This is a genomic window from Wolbachia endosymbiont (group B) of Ablattaria laevigata (assembly GCF_964277395.1).
GTDB lineage: Bacteria > Pseudomonadota > Alphaproteobacteria > Rickettsiales > Anaplasmataceae > Wolbachia.
In genome coordinates, this window is sequence record NZ_OZ195519.1 from 177,824 (window position 1) to 202,199 (window position 24,376).

Annotated in this window: 16 protein-coding genes and 1 tRNA gene; 9 read left to right on the forward strand and 8 right to left on the reverse strand. The window is 33.7% G+C overall.

All coding sequences use genetic code 11. The features are described 5' to 3' along the window. Positions 1-29 precede the first annotated feature (29 nt). Positions 30-3,521, reverse strand: coding sequence for a peptidase M2 (locus ACICP1_RS00920; RefSeq protein WP_395460912.1), 3,492 nt, complete (start codon positions 3,519-3,521; stop codon positions 30-32). Between the two features lie 487 nt (positions 3,522-4,008). On the opposite strand from ACICP1_RS00920, the gene ACICP1_RS00925 reads away from it, so the two are divergent. The 3 genes from ACICP1_RS00925 to ACICP1_RS00935 all read left to right on the forward strand — a co-directional run bounded on the left by ACICP1_RS00925 (position 4,009) and on the right by ACICP1_RS00935 (position 6,945). Continuing rightward, positions 4,009-4,081 (forward strand) — tRNA-Val (locus ACICP1_RS00925). 28 nt (positions 4,082-4,109) lie between these two features. Further along, positions 4,110-5,006 (forward strand): cation diffusion facilitator family transporter, encoded by an 897-nt coding sequence (locus tag ACICP1_RS00930; protein WP_341810913.1) that lies wholly within the window; start codon positions 4,110-4,112, stop codon positions 5,004-5,006. 55 nt (positions 5,007-5,061) lie between these two features. Continuing rightward, positions 5,062-6,945 carry a hypothetical protein gene (locus tag ACICP1_RS00935; RefSeq protein ID WP_395460913.1) on the forward strand — a complete coding sequence of 628 codons (1,884 nt, stop codon included), beginning with the start codon at positions 5,062-5,064 and terminating at the stop codon, positions 6,943-6,945. On the opposite strand, the gene plsY is transcribed toward ACICP1_RS00935, so the two are convergent. The 5 genes from plsY to ACICP1_RS00960 are packed head-to-tail and all read right to left on the reverse strand — an operon-like array spanning position 6,940 to position 11,804. After that, positions 6,940-7,518, reverse strand: a complete 579-nt coding sequence (plsY, locus tag ACICP1_RS00940; RefSeq protein ID WP_395460914.1) for a glycerol-3-phosphate 1-O-acyltransferase PlsY — start codon at positions 7,516-7,518, stop codon at positions 6,940-6,942. The genes ACICP1_RS00935 and plsY overlap by 6 nt on opposite strands. Positions 7,519-7,527: 9 nt before the next feature. Then, positions 7,528-8,994, reverse strand: coding sequence for an amino acid carrier protein (locus tag ACICP1_RS00945; protein WP_320157548.1), 1,467 nt, complete (start codon positions 8,992-8,994; stop codon positions 7,528-7,530). Between the two features lie 2 nt (positions 8,995-8,996). After that, the gene (locus tag ACICP1_RS00950) at positions 8,997-10,331 is read right to left on the reverse strand and encodes an alanine/glycine:cation symporter family protein (RefSeq protein WP_395461298.1); all 1,335 of its coding nucleotides are present in this window, start codon (positions 10,329-10,331) and stop codon (positions 8,997-8,999) included. A gap of 22 nt (positions 10,332-10,353) precedes the next feature. Further along, positions 10,354-11,124 carry a CDP-alcohol phosphatidyltransferase family protein gene (locus ACICP1_RS00955; RefSeq protein ID WP_395460915.1) on the reverse strand — a complete coding sequence of 257 codons (771 nt, stop codon included), beginning with the start codon at positions 11,122-11,124 and terminating at the stop codon, positions 10,354-10,356. Then, entirely contained in the window at positions 11,121-11,804 is a 684-nt protein-coding gene (locus ACICP1_RS00960; protein WP_264374591.1) for a phosphatidylserine decarboxylase, read from the reverse strand. The genes ACICP1_RS00955 and ACICP1_RS00960 overlap by 4 nt, the downstream gene beginning before the upstream one ends. Before the next feature lie 234 nt (positions 11,805-12,038). Here ACICP1_RS00960 and ACICP1_RS00965 point away from each other — a divergent pair, with 234 nt between their 5' ends. The 6 genes from ACICP1_RS00965 (at position 12,039) to ACICP1_RS00990 (ending at position 22,649) form a co-directional block, all read left to right on the forward strand. Continuing rightward, positions 12,039-12,905: an ankyrin repeat domain-containing protein gene (locus ACICP1_RS00965; RefSeq protein ID WP_395460916.1), complete on the forward strand. Its 867-nt coding sequence runs from the start codon at positions 12,039-12,041 to the stop codon at positions 12,903-12,905. Between the two features lie 76 nt (positions 12,906-12,981). After that, complete coding sequence (locus ACICP1_RS00970; protein WP_374699746.1) at positions 12,982-14,214, forward strand: hypothetical protein; 1,233 nt, start codon at positions 12,982-12,984, stop codon at positions 14,212-14,214. Positions 14,215-14,435: 221 nt separating this feature from the next. Then, the gene (gene gyrB, locus ACICP1_RS00975) at positions 14,436-16,808 is read left to right on the forward strand and encodes a DNA topoisomerase (ATP-hydrolyzing) subunit B (protein ID WP_353281653.1); all 2,373 of its coding nucleotides are present in this window, start codon (positions 14,436-14,438) and stop codon (positions 16,806-16,808) included. A 186-nt stretch (positions 16,809-16,994) separates the two neighbouring features. Beyond that, a complete protein-coding gene (gatA, locus tag ACICP1_RS00980; protein ID WP_395460917.1) occupies positions 16,995-18,461 on the forward strand; it encodes an Asp-tRNA(Asn)/Glu-tRNA(Gln) amidotransferase subunit GatA in 1,467 nt (488 codons plus the stop codon). Positions 18,462-18,572: 111 nt separating this feature from the next. Next, complete coding sequence (gene polA, locus ACICP1_RS00985) at positions 18,573-21,101, forward strand: DNA polymerase I (protein ID WP_395460918.1); 2,529 nt, start codon at positions 18,573-18,575, stop codon at positions 21,099-21,101. Between the two features lie 633 nt (positions 21,102-21,734). After that, positions 21,735-22,649 carry a hypothetical protein gene (locus ACICP1_RS00990; protein WP_395460919.1) on the forward strand — a complete coding sequence of 305 codons (915 nt, stop codon included), beginning with the start codon at positions 21,735-21,737 and terminating at the stop codon, positions 22,647-22,649. A 37-nt stretch (positions 22,650-22,686) separates the two neighbouring features. Here the strand turns inward: ACICP1_RS00990 and ACICP1_RS00995 are convergent, their stop codons facing one another. Then, positions 22,687-23,469 (reverse strand): exodeoxyribonuclease III, encoded by a 783-nt coding sequence (locus ACICP1_RS00995; RefSeq protein WP_395460920.1) that lies wholly within the window; start codon positions 23,467-23,469, stop codon positions 22,687-22,689. Beyond that, complete coding sequence (locus ACICP1_RS01000) at positions 23,469-24,176, reverse strand: uroporphyrinogen-III synthase (protein WP_064085243.1); 708 nt, start codon at positions 24,174-24,176, stop codon at positions 23,469-23,471. Before ACICP1_RS01000 ends, ACICP1_RS00995 begins: the two co-directional genes overlap by 1 nt. Positions 24,177-24,376: the final 200 nt, after the last annotated feature.

Consider the following 24,376-nt stretch of genomic DNA (forward strand, 5'->3'; position numbering starts at 1 on the left):
CAAAAAGAGGGCAGGGCCCTCCTTGTATATTAGATATAGGCTGAGTTATGATCGTGATAAACGTGATCGCTTGCGCAGTCGAACATTTTCACAAAACCATTCTCTAGATAGAGATTATATTCATGATGTTGATCTAATAACTCAAAGTTATCTTGTGTTTCTAAGCTGAAGTGACTTGAATCTGATAGCAATTCGTAATTTGGATTATCTATTTTACTAATGCTGCTTATTACTTTGCCATTACCATTTGATATAGCCAAACTATAACTATCACCATCCTTCATTATTTTGATGGATACCTTATCTTCAGGTAACACTATAAGCTTTTTCGTGTCACTATCGTGAATTAGAAATTTGCCATCTTTAAAGTAATACTTGTCTTCCGGCAAAGCACCAATCTTATAATCCGATGTATGCAGTTTGTTCCAAAAATCTAACACAGATTGCTTATCTGCTCCTTCTGCTCTATTATACAAGGCTTTCACATCATTATAATCTATGATTACATTTGCCTTATGCTTTCCTTCTACATCTCTATCATAGCTCTTTTCTATTTTCAAGATTGTGTCTTTCAACACTACCTGCTCTTTCTCCTCCACTGAAGCTGACCTTTTTGCCCTTGTTGGAATTTGTGGTTGATCAGACTGTATTTCACTATTGTCGTTTCTCTCTTCAGCAACAACATTAGTAGTACTATGAACTTCTGTCTTAGTTTCACTTACTTGCCCTTTTGGACTTTCGGTTTCCCTTGTGTATATCCTTTGATAGTCAGTGTAGCCTCTATTAGTGTCACCGATATCGCCACTGCCTTGATCGAAAGTTATTTTTTTGCTTCCATTTCCCATATTCTCAATTTCAACTTGAGGAGAAACAGATGCGAGGAAATCATTATAGCTGTAGTTATAATCAGCAGAAAAGAATATTTTTCCTTTGAAGTTATGGAAATTATTAGATAACATTCCAATTTCTTCATCAGTATCACCATCAAATAGTTTTACTTTAGTGAAATATGTTTGATCTTTTATTCTAACTATTTGACCACTCGAGTTTCTTTGTATCTGATAATCATTTGGATCATGTTTAATTGTAAAAAGTTTACCAGGGGCATATTTTTCTAAGTTTATAAGGCCCACATTTATATGTTTATGAGAATAATCTCTCTTTTCATATTCATGTGCAAATACTGGGTCAATATATTTGTATTCGTCTGGTATGCTACTGTATTCTCTTCCTTCAGAATCAGATGGTGCTAATTTATATTGTCCATCTTTTTCCACCAATTTTAGGTGAGTAACATTGCCTGGCAATTGAAACCTTACGTTTTTTCCATGATCATGAATGAACAAGTTACTTTCATTTATAACTTCACCTCTTTCATTTTTCATCTCTTCAGTGATATAGAAGCCCATATTTTTGAATGCATGTAGATTTTCGCCTCCTTGCTTTACAACCGCTTCGTATACATCGTCGTCTGTTCTATCAGTCCCTTTATCATCCAATAATGTTCCTTTTTCTACGATTACACCGCTTTCTCTTTGCTCATCAGAATATTGAGCATGCTTTGAATCCTGATGATTTAGAATTTTGGTCCCTCTAAGAAGCAGAGAATCTAAATCTTTTTGAATGTGTCCAGTGCTAGGATGCAACAATTCATTTTCATGTAAATGTGCTTCATCAAAGTATTCATCACGTTCAACTGTTCTGCCATCTATCAGAGAAGCTTTATAATGACCATTTTCTTTTGTAATAGCCATATAAGCACCACCGTCATATTGAGTATTCAAGTTGTGCAATATGTCCTCAAAAACAAAAGTTTCTTTAGTTTGACCTTCAACTTGCTTAAAAAAGCCCGATTCGCTCGACAACTCTCCAAGCTTTGTATTCCCATCATATATAGATAGTGCACCCATATCTCCGTGACCAAGAGCTTTGATAGAGAAAACTTTACCTTCTTGTAGATTAATATGAGCACCTCTGATTAGGTTTGGATCGATATTAACCATCTCTTCTAACATCTTTTCTACGTCAATGTTCTGAGTTTCTTTTACTTGTTTCAAGCCAGCGTTTATGGTTTTATCAAGCAAATCATCTTTCAGTTGTGTATATTTGTCCTGTGTAGCATTATATAATCTCTTATCTTCATTATGATAATTAGTGCTGGCTGAATTGCATTTTTCTACAAATTTCTCATAAGAGATCTCTCCTCTTTTGTATTGCTCGTATGCATCATGACGCTGTGTTTCTTCCTGTTCACGAAGGCTTTTCAACACATCATTATATTTTATATCCTTCTGCTTATCTAAGTCTTCTTTCCCATCATAGTAAGATTTTCTAAGATCTTCACCATATTTTGATAATATCCTCAAAGCTTGCATTTTATACTCTTGACTGTTTTGATATTCATTACCTTGTTGATCAGAGTAAGTCAGCTTAACCTGCCCATCAGTAGTTTTTACTGCCTTTAAGAAATGATATTCCTTTGATATATCGAGGGTATCATTTGTTGCCCTATTAACAGCACGAGCATAATCGTAAAATGACACATGCTCTACAGCAGAGAAACTTCCAACGTTTTCTCCATCTATTTTTTCTATATTTGCTTTATAATACGATACATCTTTAATTTCTCCACCCACTATTTCTTGACCAGTTGCTATAAAATCTCCTTTTGTAACTTGCAAAGCGTTGAGATGTTCCATTGCAGTTTCTGTATCATTCTCAGCAAGCCAACTTTTGAAGTCAGCATCATGTCCTTTTATGTCTTTCAAGAAACTTTTTGATTCATCTGAGTTACCTTGACGTAAAGCATCTAGGTAGTCTCTTAATAAACTAGGATCTTTTTCCTGTAAGTACATTATCAACGCATGACCAGTTTTATACACTAAACTGTTTTCTTCACCATTGGCTGAGTATTGTAAATTTAAAATTCCACCTAGATCCAAATTTGCGGCTTCAGTTTTATCAATGCTTGACCCTTGAGCATTGAACTTGTGATCTGAATGATGTTCAAAGTAATCTGCAATTCCCTCCATTAATACTGTAGGTAGAGATTTTCCTCCTGTAGCCAAGTAAGTTAAACCATGTGCAAATTCATGCTGAAGGTTATGAACGCCACCTTGCTGATAGACATACATCTCAGCAAAAATATCAGCTTCTCCTTTGTAGTAACATTTACCACCTTCATCTCCAAGGTAAGAACCAAAACGTTCGCTTCCACCAAGGTGAGTGTAATCAGCCTTATCATCAAACACATAAATTTTGAATGTTTGTTCTGAGCTACCAGGCTCCAGCTTAAATGCATCTTTAAAATTAGTAGCTGTTTCTCTTATCTCACTTTCAATGTGAGCAACTTTACTTGCTCTTAAATTATGAGAATAAACTTCTACTTTAATATTTAAATCTTTAACTTCTATGATATGCTTATTGTTAAAATATTCTTCTTTAGTTATATTTTTATTTACTTGTTTACTGATTGTCATAACTTTAACCTCTAATTTATTAGTCTCCACAATATCAAGCATAAAGCTACTTCCGCTAAGAAAGTGTAAATTCTCATATTGATATAATTTATATCTTAATAAAAAAGTATAGATAGTTAACTCAATATGAAAAATCGAGAATATAGCTAAAATTCCATGGCTGTTAATAAGTAGCGGAATTATAATTAAGAAATTTACTGAGTAGAAAAAAAGGTAAAAAAATCCTTTAGTAGCGAGTTTTATAATGTAAATTGGCGTTGTAATAATGTCCTAACAAGCGCGATTTGGCTGAATGTAGAAAAAATAAAAAAGACATGCAGCCGCTATAATTTTTATGTAATTTGCCAATAAATATCTGAGTTTTTTACTGAATTTTTGTTGTTGAACCCGCGAGGATCAAAAACAAGGATAAGTACTCTTATTGGTATGATAAGGAAAGTGGGAAGGTTTGTCAAGGAGTTTCATTCAGCAAGAAGTCTAAAAGCAAATTGACTTTCATTTCACTGAAGCACTATACTAAGGTTAAGATGGGTAATTAGCTCAGTTGGTAGAGCACTTGCTTGACGTGCAAGGGGTCGCTGGTTCGAGCCCAGTGTTACCCACGTTTTTTTGCTCATAAAAAGATTTTGTATGACAGCAGTGCACAATGGCAAACACTCAATAGAAGAGTCCAAGCGCTTAATTTATTCCATAATAATAGTCGCAATAACAATGCTTATGGAGATAGTAGGTGGAGTAATTTCACACTCGCTTGCTCTGTTATCAGATGCAGGGCATATGCTCACTGATCTTTTTGCCTTGATTTTAAGCTGGGTAGCGCACAAATTTTCAGCTAAGAAATCTGATTTACAGAGGTCATATGGGTATCACAGATTGCAGATAATTGCAGCATTTGTTAATGGTTTAACTCTATTTTTCATTGCAGCGGTCATTATAATTGAATCAATAAAGAGATTCATTTGTCCGGTCAATGTGGAATGGAAAGTAATGCTAATAATTGCCACACTTGGCCTAATCTCTAACATTATAGTCTTTTTTATATTACATAGTAAATGCGAAAGTAATATAAACATAAAAAGTGCTGTATTGCATGTTATCGGAGATATTTTAGGTTCTGTAGCTGCTATACTTGCATCCATAATTATCATGTTTACCGGATGGCAAATAGTGGACCCTATTTTGTCAGTATTTGTCAGTGTAATAATCTTAAACAGTGGCTATAAAATTCTCAAGAATTCTTGCCATATACTCCTTGAAGGTACACCTGAGAGTGTATCTGCTGAGGAGATAAAAAGTGAGATTGTATCTAAGTTACCTGAAGTGATAGATGTGCATCATATACATGCATGGTCACTATCTGATAATTATTTTATACTTACTATGCATGCCAAGATAAAGCAAAATGGACAACACACTAATATTTTGTATGAGATAAAAAAAATACTATTAAATAGGTTCGAAATTGCGCACTCTACAGTTGAAATTGAATACGATGAGTGCGTAGACAGTAAAATACTTAAGCATTGACATCTATAGGCTATTTGTTATTACTACAATATCATAATATTATAGAGAGTAGGCTATGATAGGTATTTCCCAAATACAATTTCCTGGAAAGGATTCTTACAGATTAAAGACAGCAAGTTACTTCGCAGCTTTTGTTTCTTTAAGCATTTTAGTTAATCCTGCCAATGTCTTTTTATCTTTTGCCACATTGTTTTTTAGATCTGAAATAAAAACTTTTTACGTTTATAAAGACATAAAAGCTGCAAAGCAGGAAAAAATAAGTAAAAAGGAATATTGGGAAATATTTTTTGAGAAAAATAAAATTAAAATAGCATCTTTCCTTTTATTTTTTGCTTCTGTAACATATCTAACCTTTACAACTACTTTTCTGCTCGTTTCGTTACTTGCAACAATACCACTTGCAATGGTTTTAATTCTATTACAAAGTGAATTAAGGCCAAAGGATTTTAATCCATTTACGTTACTCAAAGCTGCTATAAGTTTCTTTTTAGAAGGCATAAAAGAAAATACTCGCAGTATGACAAATAAGTTTGATGATACTTATGAGCATTTACTACCCCATCAATTAAATAATGATATCATTAAAAATATTGACAAATTAAAAGATAAATATACTGAACAAGTATCTGAAGACACTATTAATAATGAGGGATTTAAAGAGTTTATTGAATATATAAATCACTTACATATGCTTGATGGCCAACCATTTAGTAATGAGAATAAGGGAAAATTAGTAATGTTTTTGCAAGATTTTTGCAAAGGTAATGAGAAACATAGCTCTGGTTTCACTGGTGGACAAATTCTTCTGTTAGTTCTTAGAGCCTGCAATGATGGAGATAGAGAAGCTGTAAAAAATAAAAAAGACGCGTTGATTGCAAATTTACTAGATAGCCAAACTTTCTCTAGAAAAGAACGAATTCCTAACACATGTTTTACTGGTGTTATCTACAGAATGTTAAGTACATTAGAGGGTATTCATTCCGATCCAGAGATTAAATTTACACCACCTAGACAAATGCTCCTTACAGAAGCAGAAAATGAAGCACGTAAGTTTATGTTAGACAGGCTAAAAAATAAGAAGAACAGTAAAGAAATTCTTAGGGCTTGGCATAACGCCCAAAATAATTATGAAGATGATAAAAGTCAAAAAATAGTTGATGATTTTATTGCAGAAGTAAGTATTTCCTTAATGAGAAATTTACTGAGTTTTACTTCTCAATATAGTGAACAAATTGTGCTGACGTTAATGAAAAATATTAACTCTGTAAAGTTAAATAAATTAGAGCACTTTGCGCTGTCTCAGCACATAACAAATAAACTACAGGGGGATGGTTTAGACGATCAACTCGAAAACATCAAAGGAAAAGTCTTTTTGGAGCTTTTAAACCAAAATTTACTTAGAACAGATTTTTTTCTCAAGGACTCATCTTTAACTGAAGCTAAGAGAATAGCTAGCAAAATAATAAAAGAAGAAGTAAAAGAATTAAAATTGAAAGCCAAGAAGACTATTAAGGGTCAAGTGGCCAGAATGTTAGATAGTTTAAGAACGTTACCACTAGAGAAAAGGTGTTATAGGGTATACACGGAACTGAGTAAAAATAGCAGAGACGATAAAGAAGAAATAAAGAAAATTCTGCAAGAAAAGCTAGCAATAACAGAAGCAGTGATAAATAACATGTTAAAAAAAGAAGCTTCACACAGGCTAGAGATAGAGATTGAAGATATTTATAATCAAAATAAGCGCAATGTAACCAAACTTTATGAACAAATACAAGAAGTGAAGCAAAGATTCATTGAAGATGAATTTTTAATACCTCAAGAAGTAGAGAGTATAACAAGAGTAAAAATTACAATCTTAAATAAAGAAGATAAAATAATACCATCAAGCAGTTTATCTCGTAGTTTAAGTGTCAGTGATTTAACATCTCATCGCTTATAAAAACTTATGCTCTCTGCCTTGCAGAAGATTTGCAATATTTTTATAATGCTTCAAGAAAATTAATATCGCTACAGTGAGTAGTATAAGGAATAACTCCTTTTGAAAAAAGAAAGATGCTATAACAGCTGCTGCAGTAGCAGCCAAGGAAGCAAGAGAGGAGTACCGAAAGATAAAAAATACTATTAGCCAGACAAATACAAATGCTAATGCTATAGAAATGTTAAGTGCTACTAAAACTCCCAAAGTTGTTGCAACCCCCTTTCCTCCATTGAACCTTAGCCAAATAGGAAACATATGCCCTAGAACTGCTAAAATTGCAGATACATATATATATAAATCGTTATTATCACAAAATTGTTGTGCTGTATAAACTGCGATAAACCCTTTAGAGGTATCCAGAAATAACGCAAGAGCAGCAAGAAATTTATTTCCTGTCCTTGCAACATTTGTAGCGCCAATGTTTCCTGAACCTACTTCTCTTAAATTTATACCATTTATTTTTGCAATAATTAAGCTAAACGGTATTGAACCTAATATGTAAGATAATACAAAAACTACAAATATCTCTATCATAGCAAAAATCTAGCTAATTTTGTTATTCCTTAGCCTTTTTAGATAACATTGGACTTCATTGTTAATCTGATTGCTAAACAGTATAAGTGCTGTCATATTGATGAGTGCTAAACAAGAGAATAAAGCCCCACCAATATTAGCAATAGCCATTATATCTTTAGACAAACCTGACAAAAATGCAACTACCACCACCGCTATACGATATATTACTACACTTTTTACACCAAACAAATACAGCCATCCCATTTCACAACAATATACAAATGAAATTACTGAGGAAAACGCAAACAAAGGCGCAGCGATGGTTAAAAGTATAGGAAACCAAGAAGAAACTGTTTCAAATGCTTTTTGGGTGATCAATATTCCCTCGCCAATGCCAGTCTGGTATGCGCCTGTTATTACTATTGTTATTCCTGTCAAACAACAAATTAACATTGTATCGAAGCATGGTTCTATCATAGCAACTAGACCAGTCCTAACCGGCTCCTCATCTTTAGCTACAGCGTGAGTAATTGCAGCAGAACCAACACCTGCTTCACTGGCAAAAATTGCCCTTTGAATTCCAGCAACAAATGCTCCTACTACTCCTCCACCAACAGCATTGAAGTCTATCATACTTGAAAACAATATTTTTAATGTATTGCTAAAATTGTGAATATTGAATGCAATAATCGTGAAACAACTCAAAATATATATGAGTGACATAATAGGCACCAGCGCAGAAGAGACTTTAGCTATTCTCCTGATTCCACCGATAATCACTAGAGCAAGTAATGTAGAAATTATGGAAGAGAGAAACCAAGGATGACCATCTATCCAATTTGAATAGCCAGATAATATTGAAACCATTTGGTTAGTCTGAAATGCTACACTTCCACCAAGACCTGACAATACAAAAAACACTGCATATATTGCAGCTATCACAATACCAAGCTTCTTAAATCCAAATTCCTCTAGTCCATTTCTTATATATTGAAAGGGACCACTGAATAACTGCTCCTGGCCTTCTGTTCTGTGTCTGAATGCTAAAGTTACTTCAGCAAACTTTGCAGACATACCAAAAAAGCCTGTGATCATCATCCAAGGTACCGCTCCTGGCCCTCCCATTGAAATTGCAATTGCAACACCAGCAACAGTTCCAAGACCTACTGTGCTTGATAGCGCGGTTACAAATGCCTGAAAATGCGTAATGTGACCATCATGATGATCTGTGTCATATTTTCCACATAAAATAGCGAACGCATGCTTAAACATCCTTATGTTGAGAAATCTAAAACGTAGTGTTAGAAATATATAACCAAAGGCCAATAAAAGAATTATAAATGGTACGTGAAAGATCTTGAAAAACAACACTTCATTCATGAAGTTGCTTACTCCATTTAATGCAGTGTCATAACTTTTATGAAAAACTGAAGCAGCGTATACATCATTAAATGGTAGGCAAAATAACACTATATAAAGCATTCTATAAATCATGTTTAATACCTTTTGTAATAAGAATCTATTGTATTTAAGACTTCCCTTCTCAGTAGATATATCGCAACAGCATTTGGAATCATAAGGCACATAAACAGGCTATCACCTAAATAAGATATAAATTCTATATTTTTTGACATACAACTGATATACACTGAACCCACTATAAGAATTTGGAACAATATCAGTACTTTTTTGTTACCAAATAAGTATAACAGGGCAACTTCACAGTAGTAATAGTAAGCTATTATTGTGGAAAATGCAAAGGAAAACATTATCAGCGGAAGAGCTAGCTTGCTAAATAAAGGTAAGGCTGTTGAAAATGCTGAGCTAACTAACGTAATATCACCTACGGTATTAGTGATATGCATATCGGTGATAATTATCACAATACCAGTCAAAAATGAGACTAATATTGTGTCTACAAATGGTGCAATCATTGCAACACTTCCAACTTTAACTGGGTCTTGCTCTTTTACAATCGAATGTGCTATAGCTGCTGTTCCAGTACCTGCTTCATTAGCAAACACTGACCTTCTTACCCCTGCTATTAATCCACTCAATACTCCACCTCCTATAGCTGATTTGTTAAAGATATCTTGAAATATTATAGATAGAGCATTCAGTAGATTATTTCCGTTTACACAGATTAAATATATACACATGCCTATATATAACATTATCATGATCGGCCCTAAACCTGTTGCAACTAAAGCAATTCGCTTTATTCCTCCCAGTATTACAATTAATACAAATAGCGAGATAATAACAGATGTGTTGTATTCAAATAAGTTACTTGACAACGCTGCAATTTGATTTGCCTGAAATGGTATGCCGCCTAGAATCATTGCAACAAGCAGCATAACTGCGTAGATAAATGCAAGGAATTTGCCAGTCTTCATAAATCCAATCTTTGCAAGTCCATGTTCCATATAATAAAAAGCCCCACCAGTTGTGTTTTCAGAGCGATGAGTAAATGCAAGCACTACTTCAGCAAATTTTATTGACATGCCAAGTACTCCGGTAATTATCATCCAAAAAACTGCACTTGGCCCCCCTATTGTAATAGCTATTGCAACTCCTGATATTGTTCCAAGACCAACTGTTCCTGAAATTACCGTTGCAAATGCCTGAATGTGGGTGATTATGCCGTTATTATTATGGCTCTCTAGGTTGAATAGTGTTTGTATCCCATATTTGAACAACCTAAAGTTAATGAATTTGAATCGAATCGTACAAAAAACCCCAGTTGCAATTACCCAAAGAATTATAAATGGAATGTTGAATATCTTTATATACAGAAGAGAGTTTAATAGATCAGTTGCTTTTACAATCATGCTGCTCACTACTTTTATATAGCTAATGAGTTTTATATGTGTAGTATATATAAAGTCCAGTGCTTATTGGAATAGTAAGTATATACAATGCGCCTAAAATTGGTAGTGTTATCCAGGGCTTGCTTATAAACAGTATGATCAATATTCCAAAAAACGACACAAATATATAGGATAGGCTTCTAGGAACATAAATGTACTTTGCAGAGAAAGTTGGAATATGACTTATCGAAAAAAATGAAATGGCCAAAAAGTAACAAGCTGTATTCTTTACGTTAAAAAATTGCTCTATAAGAAGTAAGTATTCACTCTCATGAGATTGAAAGGTAATAATTATTGGTAACAGAGCAAGTAAAGCGCATACAGGAGCTGGAACGCCGGAAAAGAAAAATTTTTTCCAGTATAATTGTTCTGAATGTAACGAAATATTGAATCTGGCAAGTCTTATTGATATGCAGATTACATATATCATTACTAAAATCCATCCTACAACTTTAATTTCATTTAACTTCCAAAAATATAAAAGAAAAGCAGGTGCTGAACCAAAATTTAGAAAATCTGCAAAAGAATCGAGTTGTGCTCCAAAATCGCTAGTTGATTTTAAAATTCTGGCTATCCTGCCATCCATTCCATCTATTATTGCTGCAATGATAATAAAAATTGCTGAAAATTCCCATTGTTCATTAAATGTGAATTTAAGTGAAGTAAGGCCAGCACATAAACCCAGTAAAGTTATAAAATTTGGAAATAACTTGGTAATAGGTAAGGATTTACCGTTACTTTCATCGTTATTCATACAATGTCAAAGGTAAGCTTCTCTTGTTTATTTAAATCTGCTATAACTGTCTCACCACCAATAACAGTTTGGCCTTCTGAGACTCTTACCTCTATTCCAGCAGGGATATAAATATTTACTCTGCTACCAAATCTTATAATTCCAAACCTTTCACCTGCTTTTACATTCTGAGACGCTCTTAAATTACAAACAATGCGGCGTGCGATAAATCCAGCTATTTGTTCCACAATGATTTCTTTTTCCTTTTCATACTCAATCACAATAACCTGCTTTTCATTTTCATTACTGGACCTATTACTCATTGCAGAAACAAACTTGCCTTTCTTGTAGCTCATTTCCTTTATCGTACCAGATATTGGTATACGATTCACATGAACATTTAAAACACTTAGAAATATGCTGACAAGCGTAAACTTTTTCTCTTCTCTATTCTCTTCTGATAAAGGGTAACTAACTTCTTCAATTTTTGAAACCACACCATCAGCGGGACTTAATATAAAATCCTTATTGTTTGGTACAGCTCTTGCTGGATCACGAAAGAAATAAGTACATAGTAGTGTTGGTAATAAGCAAGTAATGCCAGTCCCCCAAGATATAGAAAATGCTATACACGTTACTATAAAGGAAACAATTATAAATAAATAACCTTCTCTGTTTATGTTAGGCAAACCAAAGCACATAACTTATTCTCAATAATTCATTATTAACAATTTATCATTTATAATTTCTCATGAAAAGCTTTTTTTTACTGTTTCACTTTTCGAATTATTATATAAACATTTGCTTATAAAATCGCTGATAGATGTAAATTTTTTAATAAAAATTGAAGTTTTTTTACTATTATTAATATAACTTTAATAAAAACTTAATAATAATCCTTAATAATCTATGAATTAATATGTTCGCAATTTCGTATGACAGGGGAAATAGAAAAAGATGAATCTCCTTCTTTATACGTTGCAATTAAGGCAGGTGATATTGAAGCTACAGAGCTACTAATAAAGTCTGGTGCAAATGTCAATGATAATTATGAACGTAATCGTACGCCACTGCATGTTGCTATCGGGTATAAGCAGTTTGAAATAGCGAAATTGCTGATAAATAACGGAGCAAACGTTAACGCAAAAACTGGAAATCATGGCAAAGATGACTTAACACCAATGCACCTTGCAATTTTTGCAAACACGCCAGAGTTTATAGAATTGCTAGCTAGCAATGGTGCGTCAATTGATGAAAGAGAAAGCACTGAAGGACATACACCTTTTCACCTTGCTGCTTTATATGGAAATAAAAGTGTAATACAAGCCTTAGTTGATAAGGGACAGGATATTGAAGATATTGATAATAATGGGCGGACAGCTTTATTTTTAGCTATTAGACAATGCACTGAAGCAAAGGATGATAGCAGAGTAGAAGTTATCGAGTATTTGATAAATAAACTCAAAGCAGACATAACGAAAAAAGATAATAATAACAATACAATACTTTTTCCTGCTGCTAATAATTGTCCTGGAAAAGTAGTGGAACTCATCATTAAACAATATATAGAAAGCTTTGGTAGAGATCAGTTGAAGGATTTTATCAACCACAAAAATAAAGATGGAATAGATGCTTTGGATATTGCGCTCAATAGTGGAAATGAAAAAGCCATTGAAGTACTGAGATCATATGGGGCAGGTATCGAGAATAAGGTAACTCACAAGATTACTGCAGAAAAACCAATTAGTAGCCTAGATGAAGCAGAAAGCACAAAGATAGAATCTCCAATCAAGCAAAAATAAAAGCAGCTCTAAATTTCTTGCTTTATTTAAATTCTTTCTATAGCATGATATATTAATGTTAGAATGGGGGTGTGTTATGTTTGCAGGTCAAAATAATAATCAACAGCAAAATAGAAATAGAGTACAGGCTTTAATAGAAAGAGTGCAAAATGCTTACAACAACACTAATAAAATTAAAAGATTCATTAATATAGTTTTATTAGTAAGTATGATTCCTTCATTTTTTCTTCTTGTACAGCTCTCTTTGTATTTATCATTAGTAAATTATTTTTTCAAACCAAGGGAAAATGAAAAAAGATTATCAGCGTGGCCAAAAAATGTTATTAGAATAACATTAAGCATTTTTTTAATTATACACATTATTAATTCCTGTGTGCTTTTGGTACTGCCTATATTGTGCTTATGGTTGCTAAACAAATCACTCATTGAAGAAATACAGCAGTTTAACGATTTAATACAACAAATTCCAGAGGAAGAAAGGCCTATTTTCTTTCAAGATTTAGCAGCCATTCCTTTTATGGCACAAACTACTCATGACCCAAGTGCAGTTGCTAGTATAAACTTGAGTGTTGATAGACTCATAGAAAAGTATAAAGAGAATTTAAGCAAAGATGAATTCTATGTACAGCTAAATAGAGGCAACACAACCGACATTGAAGAGTACATCAAACAATCAAATGAATTTACAGAAGGCGATAAATCTCATGCACTTGAATGCTTAAGATTTATCAATAGAACAGGAGATAATTTTAAAGACAATCATAGTAAGTTAACATTAAAGCAAGCAGCTATTTTATGTTGGAAAGCCTGCAATGATAGAAATACAGGGACAGAAAATCAAAGAACTCCTTTGAATGATGAAGACATAAAAAACAGAAAAGATATGTTTTTAAAAGGTCTTGTAGACGCTGCAACAACTTACGGTAATCAAGGTCAAAGTTGTGCAGGTGGAACATACAATAAATTATTTGAGTCTTTATCTGGCTTACATCCATCAGTGGTTATTACACTCGATGGAGAAGAGGCTAGAGAAATGATAAAAGAAACGATCACACAAAAATTCCCTGAAATGGCCAGAGCCAATTTCACCAATTTCTCTGGAACAGAACAAGAAAGGATCCGTAGCGAGTTACCAGAGTTATCATCTGAAACAGTAAGGTATATTATGACTACGCATTCAGCTCTTGAGAGAAGGTGTCAAGAGTTCAGCAATAGATTAAACAATGATAAAAAGAATGAAATATTAGAAGAGTGTATGAGCAACTTATCCTGTGTTGAGCTAGAAAGTCCAATTGAAAGAAGAAGGTAAATTGTATTTGATTGTAGCCATTTATCTTGAAATACGAAGCAGAGTTTTGTATGATTATTTGAACTTAAGTTTATGTATTGAAATAACATGTAAAACCACTTCGTGTAGGTGATGTATTATATTTTATCTACATGTCAAGGATCCTTCTTTCAACTTAAAGATGTTGCTAATCAGCACATACAAATGTAATATTAATTAATATTTATAAATAAAGCAATTCCATGGAAAGTAACTACAACGCTGACGCAATAAAAATCCTAAGAGGTCTTGATGCTGTAAGAAAGCGTCCAGGTATGTACATTGGTGATACTGATGATGGATCTGGTCTGCACCATATGGTGTACGAGGTTGTTGACAATGCGATAGATGAGTCTTTAGCTGGTTATTGTAGTAAGATTGAAGTTAGCATAAATGAAGATGGCTCAGTATCTGTAACCGATAATGGTCGTGGCATTCCAACTGATATTCATGCAGAGGAAGGAATATCAGCAGCAGAAGTAATAATGACCCAATTGCATGCAGGAGGTAAATTTGACAGCAATACCTATAAGGTTTCTGGAGGATTACATGGTGTTGGAATTTCAGTTGTTAATGCGTTATCGAGTTGGCTGGAATTAACCATCTGGCGCAATAAGAAGGAATATTTCATACGCTTTGAAGATGGTGAGTCTGTTGAATCTTTAAAGGTAATTAATGAAAACAAAAATAAAAGAGGAACTAGAGTAACGTTTATGCCATCAACGGGGACTTTTAGTAGTATTGATTTTAGTTACTCCACTCTTGAGAGTCGCATCAGAGAATTGGCATTTTTAAACTCAAATATTGAGATCATTTTGTGTGATCTCCGTAATAAACCACATGTAAAGTCTCATTTTAACGATAGTAAAGAGTCTGAAGATAATTTTGGTACAGCTAATTTTGTACGGTACTTAGACAAGAATAAGACACATGTTACTAAAATTGCCAGCATTAGAGATAATGTAAAAGATCTAGGTACCAGTGTAGAAATATCAATGGAGTGGAATGATTCCTACTATGAGAATATGCTATGCTTCACAAATAATATAAGACAACGGGATGGTGGTACGCATTTGGCAGGGTTTAGATCTGCACTAACCAGATGTATCAATAACTATGCAAACAATGAAGGTTTTTTGAAGAAGGCAAAAGTGAATTTGACTGGAGAAGATGTTAGAGAAGGCTTAACTTGTGTTTTATCTCTCAAGATGCCTGATCCTAAATTTTCTTCACAGACAAAAGATAAATTGGTCAGTTCTGAAGCGCGGGCAGTTGTAGAGAGCATAGTTTTTGACAAGTTGAGTACAATACTTGAAACTGACCCCAAGTTAGCAGCAAGTATAGTAGAAAGAGCGATTAGGTCAGCAAAAGGAAGAGAAGCCGCAAGAAAAGCACGAGAGTTAGTTAAAAATAAAAACAATATTAATATTGCAACTCTACCTGGAAAGCTTGCCGATTGTCAGGAAAAAGTTCCTGAGTTATCGGAATTGTTTATAGTAGAGGGTAATTCCGCAGGTGGTACTGCAAAGCAGGGACGTAATCGTAAAACACAGGCGGTACTTGCTTTAAGAGGGAAAATTCTAAACGTAGAACGTGCAGGGCTGGATCGTATTTTTTCATCTGCAGAAATTGGCTCTCTGATCACGGCAATTGGGGCTGGAATAGGGAGTGAGCACTTCGATATTGAAAAAACTAGGTATCATAAAATTATCATTATGACAGACGCAGATGTTGATGGCTCGCATATAAGAACTTTGATTCTAACTTTCTTTTTTAGACATATGCGTGAAGTAATTGAAAAAGGATATTTATACATAGCGCAGCCACCGCTCTATAAAGTTACAAAAAATGCTAAAGATACTTATATCAAAGATGATGAAAATTTTGAAGAGTATATAGTAAATTCAGCGATTAAAAAATTAACATTAAATGGTGTAGGCAAAGATTTGCGTTTCGTTTTGAATAAGTGCCTCAGTATTTCAAACATTAGCAAAAATTATGATAGGGAAATACCAAAAGATCTCTTAGAATCATTGCTAATTTTAAGCAAAAAGAATGCTCTATTGTCTGCTGATGAGATATTAAAATATTTAAAATTGATGTATAGTGAATATAATTGGGAAGTAGAAGTAAAAGATGAGGAAATTCACATTGCTAAATTGTTTCAAGGGTTAGCAGACAAATATGTATTCTCGCTTAGTATGCTTGAAAGTAAAGAAATACGGAATATATTGAGTTCTCTTGATAACATAATTGACTTATTTAATGGTGATTCATTTTTACAGTCGCAAGAAACTGAAATAAAAATAAAGTCTCCAAGTGCACTCGCAAAAATAGTGATGGATTATGGTAAAAAAGGTTTAACTCTGCAGAGATTTAAAGGCCTTGGTGAAATGAATGCTGATCAGCTTTGGGAAACTACACTCAATCCAGAAACTAGAACTCTGCTAAAAGTTGAAATAAAAGATTGTGAAGAAGCAGATAGCATATTCTCGGTGCTAATGGGTGATATAGTTGAACCACGTCGTGACTTTATAAATAACAATGCACTTAACGTGCATGATGTTGATATTTGATTTTAGAAACGCTAAACCCTTATGGCTTAGCATTGTGTGCCAAACCGGCTATTTAAAACGTACTACTAACCAATCCATTTCAGAAATCTGAATTGATCTCGGTTGTATTCCCGTTTTCGATCATAAATATATAGATTTTCTGTCCTATTGTTGTTATAATTAATGCCTCGCTAAAATTGAATATTAATGAATGAATTGAGAAGGCTCACTATTACAGAGATGCATGATGGACTTAGGCGGGGGGATTTTTCTGCTGTTGAGCTTGTAGAGACGCATGTTAATGCAGTTGAAAATGAGCAACTAAATGCATTTGTAACAAAAACCCCAGAAATCGCGATAAAAGCTGCTAAAATAGCAGATGAATACTTCTTGAAACAAAAAGATAATATTTCACCACTTATGGGCATACCAGTTGGTGTTAAAGATTTATTCTGTACAAAAGGAATAAAAACAACAGCATGCTCAAAAATGCTGGAAAATTTCATCCCTACTTATGAATCTACGGTATCTAACTTGCTTTTAAAAAATGGAGCAGCCATGCTTGGTAAACTTAACATGGATGAGTTTGCTATGGGTTCTGCGAACATAAACAGCTATTTTGGTCCTGTTAAAAATGTATGGATTAGAAAAAGTGACGGAGAAAAAGTTGTTCCTGGTGGATCATCTGGTGGATCTGCAGCATCAGTTGCTGGGTTTTTATGCGCTGGAGCATTAGGAAGCGATACTGGTGGGTCTGTACGTCAACCAGCAGCTTATTGCGGAGTAGTGGGAATAAAGCCAACTTATGGAAGGTGTTCGCGTTTTGGTATGATTGCATTTGCGAGCTCTCTTGATCAAGCAGGAGTAATTACTCGTTCCGTTTCTGATTCAGCGTTAATGCTGGAAACAATTTGTGGCTATGATGAAAAAGATTCAACATCGAGCAAAAGGCCAGTGCCTAAATTCTCTAATCTTATAAATGGTGATATCAAGGGTAAGCGCATTGGTATACCAAAAGAATATAGAATGGATGGAATTTCAGAAGAAATCGTTCATCATTGGGAAAAAGTTTCTTCCAATTTAAAAGAAAATGGTGCTGAAGTTGTTGACATTACTCTGCCTCATACTAAATATGCGATACCGGTTTACTATCTAATTTGTTCTGCTGAAACTTCATCTAACCTTGCTCGCTATGATGGTGTACGTTACGGATTCAGGGTTGATGCTGATACCCTTGAAGAAATGTATTCGCTAACAAGAGCAGAAGGTTTTGGTAAAGAAGTGAAAAGGAGAATTTTAATTGGTGCTTATGCGCTTTCTTCAGGTCATTACAATGAGTATTATGAAAAAGCACAGTGCATTAGGGCATTAATTAGAAATGATTTTATAAAAGCGTTTGAAAAAATAGATTACATACTTGTGCCATCTGCTCCAACAGAAGCTTTTGGCTTAAATGAAAAGCCAGACCCGCTAATTATGTGCATCAATGATGTGTTTACCGTGCCGGCAAGCTTAGCGGGGTTACCTGCTATTTCTGTTCCTGTTGGACTTTCCAATGAAGGCTTACCACTTGCTTTGCAAGTGATTGGAAATTATTACGATGAAGCTGGAATATTAAATATGGCAAGTGTGATAGAGCAAAATTGTGGCAGAATAGTTAATTCCCTTACGTAATATGTTTTCTTATAGTAACTATAGCATTATGATTATTTTGGCTATAGGAAACAAGAGCTTGATTTTTATAGCTAAATAACAGACCATCAAAGGCACACATAAATATCTACAATGAAAGAAAAAACTTTCACAATCATTGATGGTTATGGTTTTCTTTTCAGAGCTTATTACGTTTTGCATCATTTGACTACCACAGCTGGTATTCCAGTAGGTGCTGTGTACGGTTTTCTTAATATGGTTCTGAAGTATATTTCCCATTCGGACTACTTAACTATAGCACTTGATTCTGGCAAAAAAAATTTCAGGCACAGTTTATATTCTGAGTATAAAGCAAATAGAGTAACACCTCCTGAGGATCTAATTCCACAATTTACAATACTGAGAGAAGCGGTAGAAGCTTTTAACTTTAGCTATGAAGAGATTGAAGGCTATGAAGCAGATGACATAATTGCAACACTAGCTGCAAAATATGCCAACCACGAAGACTTTAAAGTAGTAGTAGTCTCATCAGATAAAGACTTGTTTCAACTTTTGAATTACAATATTTTAATATTTGATCCTATTAAAAATATATACATAGATGAAAAAAAAGTAATAGAAAAATTTGGTGTAAATTCAAATAAGCTTCTTGATTTATTTTCTCTAACTGGAGATGCATCTGATAACATTCCAGGCGTTCCAGGAATAGGCCCAAAAACTGCAGCTAAATTGCTGGATAAATTTGATTCGTTGGATAACATTATAGAAAACATCAATAACATTGAGCAAACAAGAGTTCGTAATATTCTTACTGAGCATAAGGAAAAAGCACTAATTTCAAGAGAACTTTTGTCACTATGCAAAAAAGTAGATCTTCAACATGATATTGTAAAATATGAAGTCCATCCTCCAAATATGGAAAAATTGTTATCCTTTTTGAAGAAATATGAATTTAATTCATTGATAGGAAAAGTAGAAAAGCTCTTTTCTTATAGTAGATCTAGCACAAAAGAGAAAATAGAATATAGTAGTGAAGAATTAGAAAAATTTTTGGAGCATTGCAGATATGAAGGTAAAATTGCAATTCATTGCCACTTTGAAAACAATAGATTGAACAAAATCTCCTTATCTTGTAGTGAGGATAATATTTTCTACATAGATCAAAGCTGCCTACAAGATGCACTTACTATAATAAATTCAACTTTATTTTCAAATGGGGTGCTTAAAATAGTACATGATATTAGAAAGATCAGAGAAATATTTCCTACAATAGAGAGAGTGCTAGACTCAATTGATGACCTGATGATCATGTCATACAGCCTTGACACAGGTAAGCATGATCACAGCATTCCAAACATAATTGCACACAATTTAAGTAAAAATGTAGAAACTTTCTCGGCAAAAATTTTAATAGCGATCCATGAGAAACTGACACAAAGATTATTTCAGGAAAAACTTTTTACGATTTACGAGCGCTTTGATAGACCTCTCATGAAAGTAATATTTGATATGGAGCAAAATGGAATACTGCTCAATATTCAAAAACTACAGGAATTGTCTGATAAGTTTGAGCAGCTAATTGCTGTACTTGAAAACGATATACATAATTTAGCAGGAGAAAAATTCAACATTGCATCGCCAAAACAATTAAGTGATGTTTTGTTTAATAAAATGGAGCTAAGTAAAAAGAAAAAGTCAAAATCTGGGTCTTATAGCACAAACTCTGAAGTTCTAGAGGCACTTGAAGAGGAGGGGACAGAAATCGCAGGTAAAATTTTAAGTTGGCGACATTCAAGTAAATTAAAGGGTACCTATACTGACGCGTTAATAAAACAGGTTGATCCGCTTGATGGTAGGATACATACAAGCTTTTCAATCACTGTGACTGCAACTGGAAGGCTGAGCTCTAGCAATCCTAATTTACAAAATATTCCTATCAGAAGCGAAGAAGGTAGTCTTATCAGGCAAGCCTTTATTGTGCCAAAAGGTTGCAAGATAATTTCTGCTGACTATTCACAAATAGAATTAAAAATCCTGGCACACGTTGCAAATGTTACCGCATTTAAAGAAGCTTTTGCAAACAGGCAAGATATTCATGATATCACTGCAAGACAAGTTTTTGGAGTGCAAGAAATAGATGAGCAATTAAGACGCAAAGCAAAAACCATTAATTTTGGCATTATATATGGCATTAGTCCATTTGGCCTTGCAAAGCGACTTGGCATTACCTTTCAGGAGGCTGCTGAATATATTAATTACTATTTTTCTTGTTATCCAGAAATAAAAGCCTATATGGAAAAAGCAGTATCTATCGCAAGACAGCACGGTTATGTAGAGACTTTGTTTGGTAGAAGATGTTTTGTAAGAGACATCAACAATAAAATTCCTTATCTAAGACAATTTGCAGAAAGGGCAGCAATAAATGCACCACTGCAAGGAACCGCCGCTGATATAATAAGACGTGCAATGATTCAGCTTTTTGATCAATTGAAAACAGGTAAAATAATCCTCCAAGTTCACGATGAGCTACTAGTTGAAGTAGAGGACGACAAGGTACAAGAAACAGCAAAACTTATGAAAGACGTAATGGAAAATGCGATAGAAATCTCTATACCACTTGAAGTAGAAATAAAAATTAGCGACAACTGGGGCTTTTCTTAATTATACCGTAGACCCTAAGAACCTGTCTTGAAAGGACTTAATTAACAAGCATAGTCATATTAAATATTTCTTGAAGTAAGGAGAGTACACTCATACGTCAAGCAAACAACATTTACCTAAAATTCTGTGACATTAGCAGCTTTCTTGCCCCGTTTTCAGTAAACAGTGATTTTTCTATATATTAGAAAAATTTTTATTTTAATTAGCGTTAAACAATAGGCGCCTATTGGTTTTTAGCTAAAGTAAAGGTCAAATATCTGGAATTCTGGACATAAAATCCCCCTGTGTAAAAAAAAGATTAGAAAAAAGTGCAGCGCACATACAACAGAGATTAAGCATATTTACATGCACTAAAGAAGATACGCTACGCTTTTTGATTAAAAATTTGACTGAAAAGTCTGCAGACAAAGATAGATTTTGAGCTCTTAAAATATCTCTAACTGTAATTATAATCAGATTTAAAATATATGGAAGCAATTTTTTACATTCCCTTATCACTTATATCATTTGTTACTTTTCTATTTTTTGCTTTATTCTTTTCTTTTTTTCTCTTTCAAGACAGGTTCTAAGAAATTTGAACTAATACGAAAAATATGCTATAATTATGGCATAGGTAAATGAAATAGGTCAACCATGACAGTTCCACCAGTAAAAGCAGAGTCTTCAAAATCACCTATAAAGGAAAGTGAGATAATTTTCAAAGAAGAACATAAGGCAATTTATGATGCCTTCATGGAAGCATTACAAGATAAAGCCAAATCACAGGAGAGCCCACGAATAACTAATGTTTTCATATCAGATTATGAGTACATACTACTTAATAATGTCAATCCAGAAAAGATAAGACCACTCAGTGAAGAGAATTTTTGTCAGTTTTTACTTTCTGTGCTTAAAGAAATTAGAGAGAAAAAATTAGCTGGAGAGGAAGATAGTAAAGTAAAGCAAATAGTAGAAGGATGCTTAGATGATGTACGTGGTACAGAAGCTAGGGATTGGGTTGTTGATTTTGTTAAGCGTAAAATACCTGGAAGAGGATTATTAAAAAAAATACCAGGTCTTGGAAAAGTTTTAGATGTTAAGGAAGAAGAGGATAAACCACTACTTAGTGATGAAGAGATGGTAACAAAGTTCTTACGTAAAGTTTTTCTTCCTATTCTTTTTTCCATTGCTTCAATATTAATTTTTGGTCCTACTACACTTGCGATAATTGCTGCTGTTATTGGTACAATATTTGCTGTAAAGGGAGGAATTGAAGTTCTTTTTTCAAATAATAGGCCAGGTACTTTATATGACCCTAGCTCACCAGATAAAGATGATATAGAAAAGAGAGAAAAATTGAATGAAAAAATTTACAAGGGTATTGATGATATTTTAAAAACCCCAATTGAAAGACCTCTTGAAACAATTGCTGACGGGAGTAAAAAACAACCTACTCCGAAACAAGCTTCTCAGGTGGGAAATAAAGGGGGTGAGCAGCTTACTATGCTTGATGGAAAAATTACTATAGATCAGCCAGCCAAAAGCACAGAAAAGACAGCAGTCAAGTAAGACCTATTTGCCAAAGGTGAATTGTGTAATAGGTCTTTTATTGTTTTATAACACATACAACAGGAGTATGATCAGATGGGTTTTCTAGTTTACGCAACCTATCATCTATGTAACATGTTTCCAATTTATCTGCAGCTTGTGGCGATAGCAGCATATGATCTATTCGCATTCCTTGATTGTTTCTGAGTGAATTGCCTTGATAATTCCACCAAGTGAATTGTTGTAAGTTGAGGTGAGATATTCTAAATGCATCTTTAAATCCAAGATTCAAGATCGCTCTTAATTTCTCACGCTCTTTTATATGAAAGCACACTTGGCCATTTAATAAATTTGAATCAAAAACATCAATTTCATCCAGTGCAACATTATAATCGCCAGCTATAATAGTTAACTCTTCATTTTTCAACAAAGTGCCCATCCTTTCATATAGGTTATCAAAAAACTTGAGTTTATACTCAAAAGTATGAGAGTCTGGGCTTTGACCGTTTGGAACGTATACACTTCCTACCCTTACCTTATTATTGGTGTGTTTTATCACACACTCTATATAACGTGCTTCTTGATGACTTTCCACAATATCAATTTTTAATTTTTCCAGTATTGGATATTTAGATAAAACACAAACACCATTTCTTGCAACTTGTCCATAGACAGCATATTCATATCCTAACTTTTCTATCTCTGCATAAGGAAATTGCTCTTCTGTACATTTTATCTCTTGCAGCAAAACTATATCTATCTGACTATCAACTATAAAACTACAAAGTTGGTTAATTCTTTTACGTATGGAGTTTACATTCCAAGTTGCAATCTTTAGCATCAACAATCCTTATTAATTATATCAATTAAACTCTCCCCTGTGGGCAACCTCGATGTTATAATTTTTTTCCACTTGATTAACTTTAAACTATCAGCAATGTTTTTACTCATGGTATATGCAACTGTATTATTCATCACAGGAGATAGCCCACTTTTTAGAACTAATGAACAAAATACCCTTGCAGTTTGTGAGGAAAAAAAAGCAACGCTATCAATTTTACCGTCCAATAGTAAATTTTTACACCTATTAGTTAGACTCCTTTTAGTAATTGTTTTATAGAGTACAACTTCTCTTACGTTAAAACCTTCTTCAGATAATCTTTTTTTTAGGTCACATGATACTTCTTGTCCCCTTATATATAAGAACTTTATTGCATTTGAATAATGAGATTTTATGAATGATATCAGACCATCAACGTTGCTGTCTGCTGAGATTATATCGGAAAATCCCAAATTTTTTGCAGCCTGCATAGTTGAATTACCAACTGTAATAATCGAAAAGTTATCCTCTTTGCATATTTGACTGAAAGCCTTTACACTGTTTTTACTTGTAGATATCACAACATCAAATTCGTGCGCGGATATATCAGGATTTAAGTACTTTATTGTGAATACTGGCTCTATAAAAACTTTGTATCCATATTTTTTTAGCGTGCTTCTTGTGCTCAACGAATCTAATAAAGGCCTTGTCAATAAAATAGACTTCATTCTGGTTTATTTCGCTAGCAGTAAAATGATATCCCTTATACACAAATTATTGAATAAAAATTTTATTTTTCAAGTTTCTTGCATAACCTAGAAAAAAGGCAAAAGAAACTCCATAATTGGCCCAGTGCTAGAAAACTGATCTTAAATAAGCGAATGTTTTTGATCAAATGAAAAAAAGATGTTACTCAGTGAGTAACATC

Excerpts from the sequence above, each read along its gene's own strand:
- ACICP1_RS00920 (WP_395460912.1), bottom strand. The coding sequence starts at position 3,521 with ATGCTTGATATTGTGGAGACTAATAAATTAGAGGTTAAAGTTATGACA.
- ACICP1_RS00930 (WP_341810913.1), top strand. The coding sequence starts at position 4,110 with ATGACAGCAGTGCACAATGGCAAACACTCAATAGAAGAGTCCAAGCGC.
- ACICP1_RS00935 (WP_395460913.1), top strand. The coding sequence starts at position 5,062 with ATGATAGGTATTTCCCAAATACAATTTCCTGGAAAGGATTCTTACAGA.
- plsY (WP_395460914.1), bottom strand. The coding sequence starts at position 7,518 with ATGATAGAGATATTTGTAGTTTTTGTATTATCTTACATATTAGGTTCA.
- ACICP1_RS00945 (WP_320157548.1), bottom strand. The coding sequence starts at position 8,994 with ATGATTTATAGAATGCTTTATATAGTGTTATTTTGCCTACCATTTAAT.
- ACICP1_RS00950 (WP_395461298.1), bottom strand. The coding sequence starts at position 10,331 with ATGATTGTAAAAGCAACTGATCTATTAAACTCTCTTCTGTATATAAAG.
- ACICP1_RS00955 (WP_395460915.1), bottom strand. The coding sequence starts at position 11,124 with ATGAATAACGATGAAAGTAACGGTAAATCCTTACCTATTACCAAGTTA.
- ACICP1_RS00960 (WP_264374591.1), bottom strand. The coding sequence starts at position 11,804 with ATGTGCTTTGGTTTGCCTAACATAAACAGAGAAGGTTATTTATTTATA.
- ACICP1_RS00965 (WP_395460916.1), top strand. The coding sequence starts at position 12,039 with ATGACAGGGGAAATAGAAAAAGATGAATCTCCTTCTTTATACGTTGCA.
- ACICP1_RS00970 (WP_374699746.1), top strand. The coding sequence starts at position 12,982 with ATGTTTGCAGGTCAAAATAATAATCAACAGCAAAATAGAAATAGAGTA.
- gyrB (WP_353281653.1), top strand. The coding sequence starts at position 14,436 with ATGGAAAGTAACTACAACGCTGACGCAATAAAAATCCTAAGAGGTCTT.
- gatA (WP_395460917.1), top strand. The coding sequence starts at position 16,995 with ATGAATGAATTGAGAAGGCTCACTATTACAGAGATGCATGATGGACTT.
- polA (WP_395460918.1), top strand. The coding sequence starts at position 18,573 with ATGAAAGAAAAAACTTTCACAATCATTGATGGTTATGGTTTTCTTTTC.
- ACICP1_RS00990 (WP_395460919.1), top strand. The coding sequence starts at position 21,735 with ATGACAGTTCCACCAGTAAAAGCAGAGTCTTCAAAATCACCTATAAAG.
- ACICP1_RS00995 (WP_395460920.1), bottom strand. The coding sequence starts at position 23,469 with ATGCTAAAGATTGCAACTTGGAATGTAAACTCCATACGTAAAAGAATT.
- ACICP1_RS01000 (WP_064085243.1), bottom strand. The coding sequence starts at position 24,176 with ATGAAGTCTATTTTATTGACAAGGCCTTTATTAGATTCGTTGAGCACA.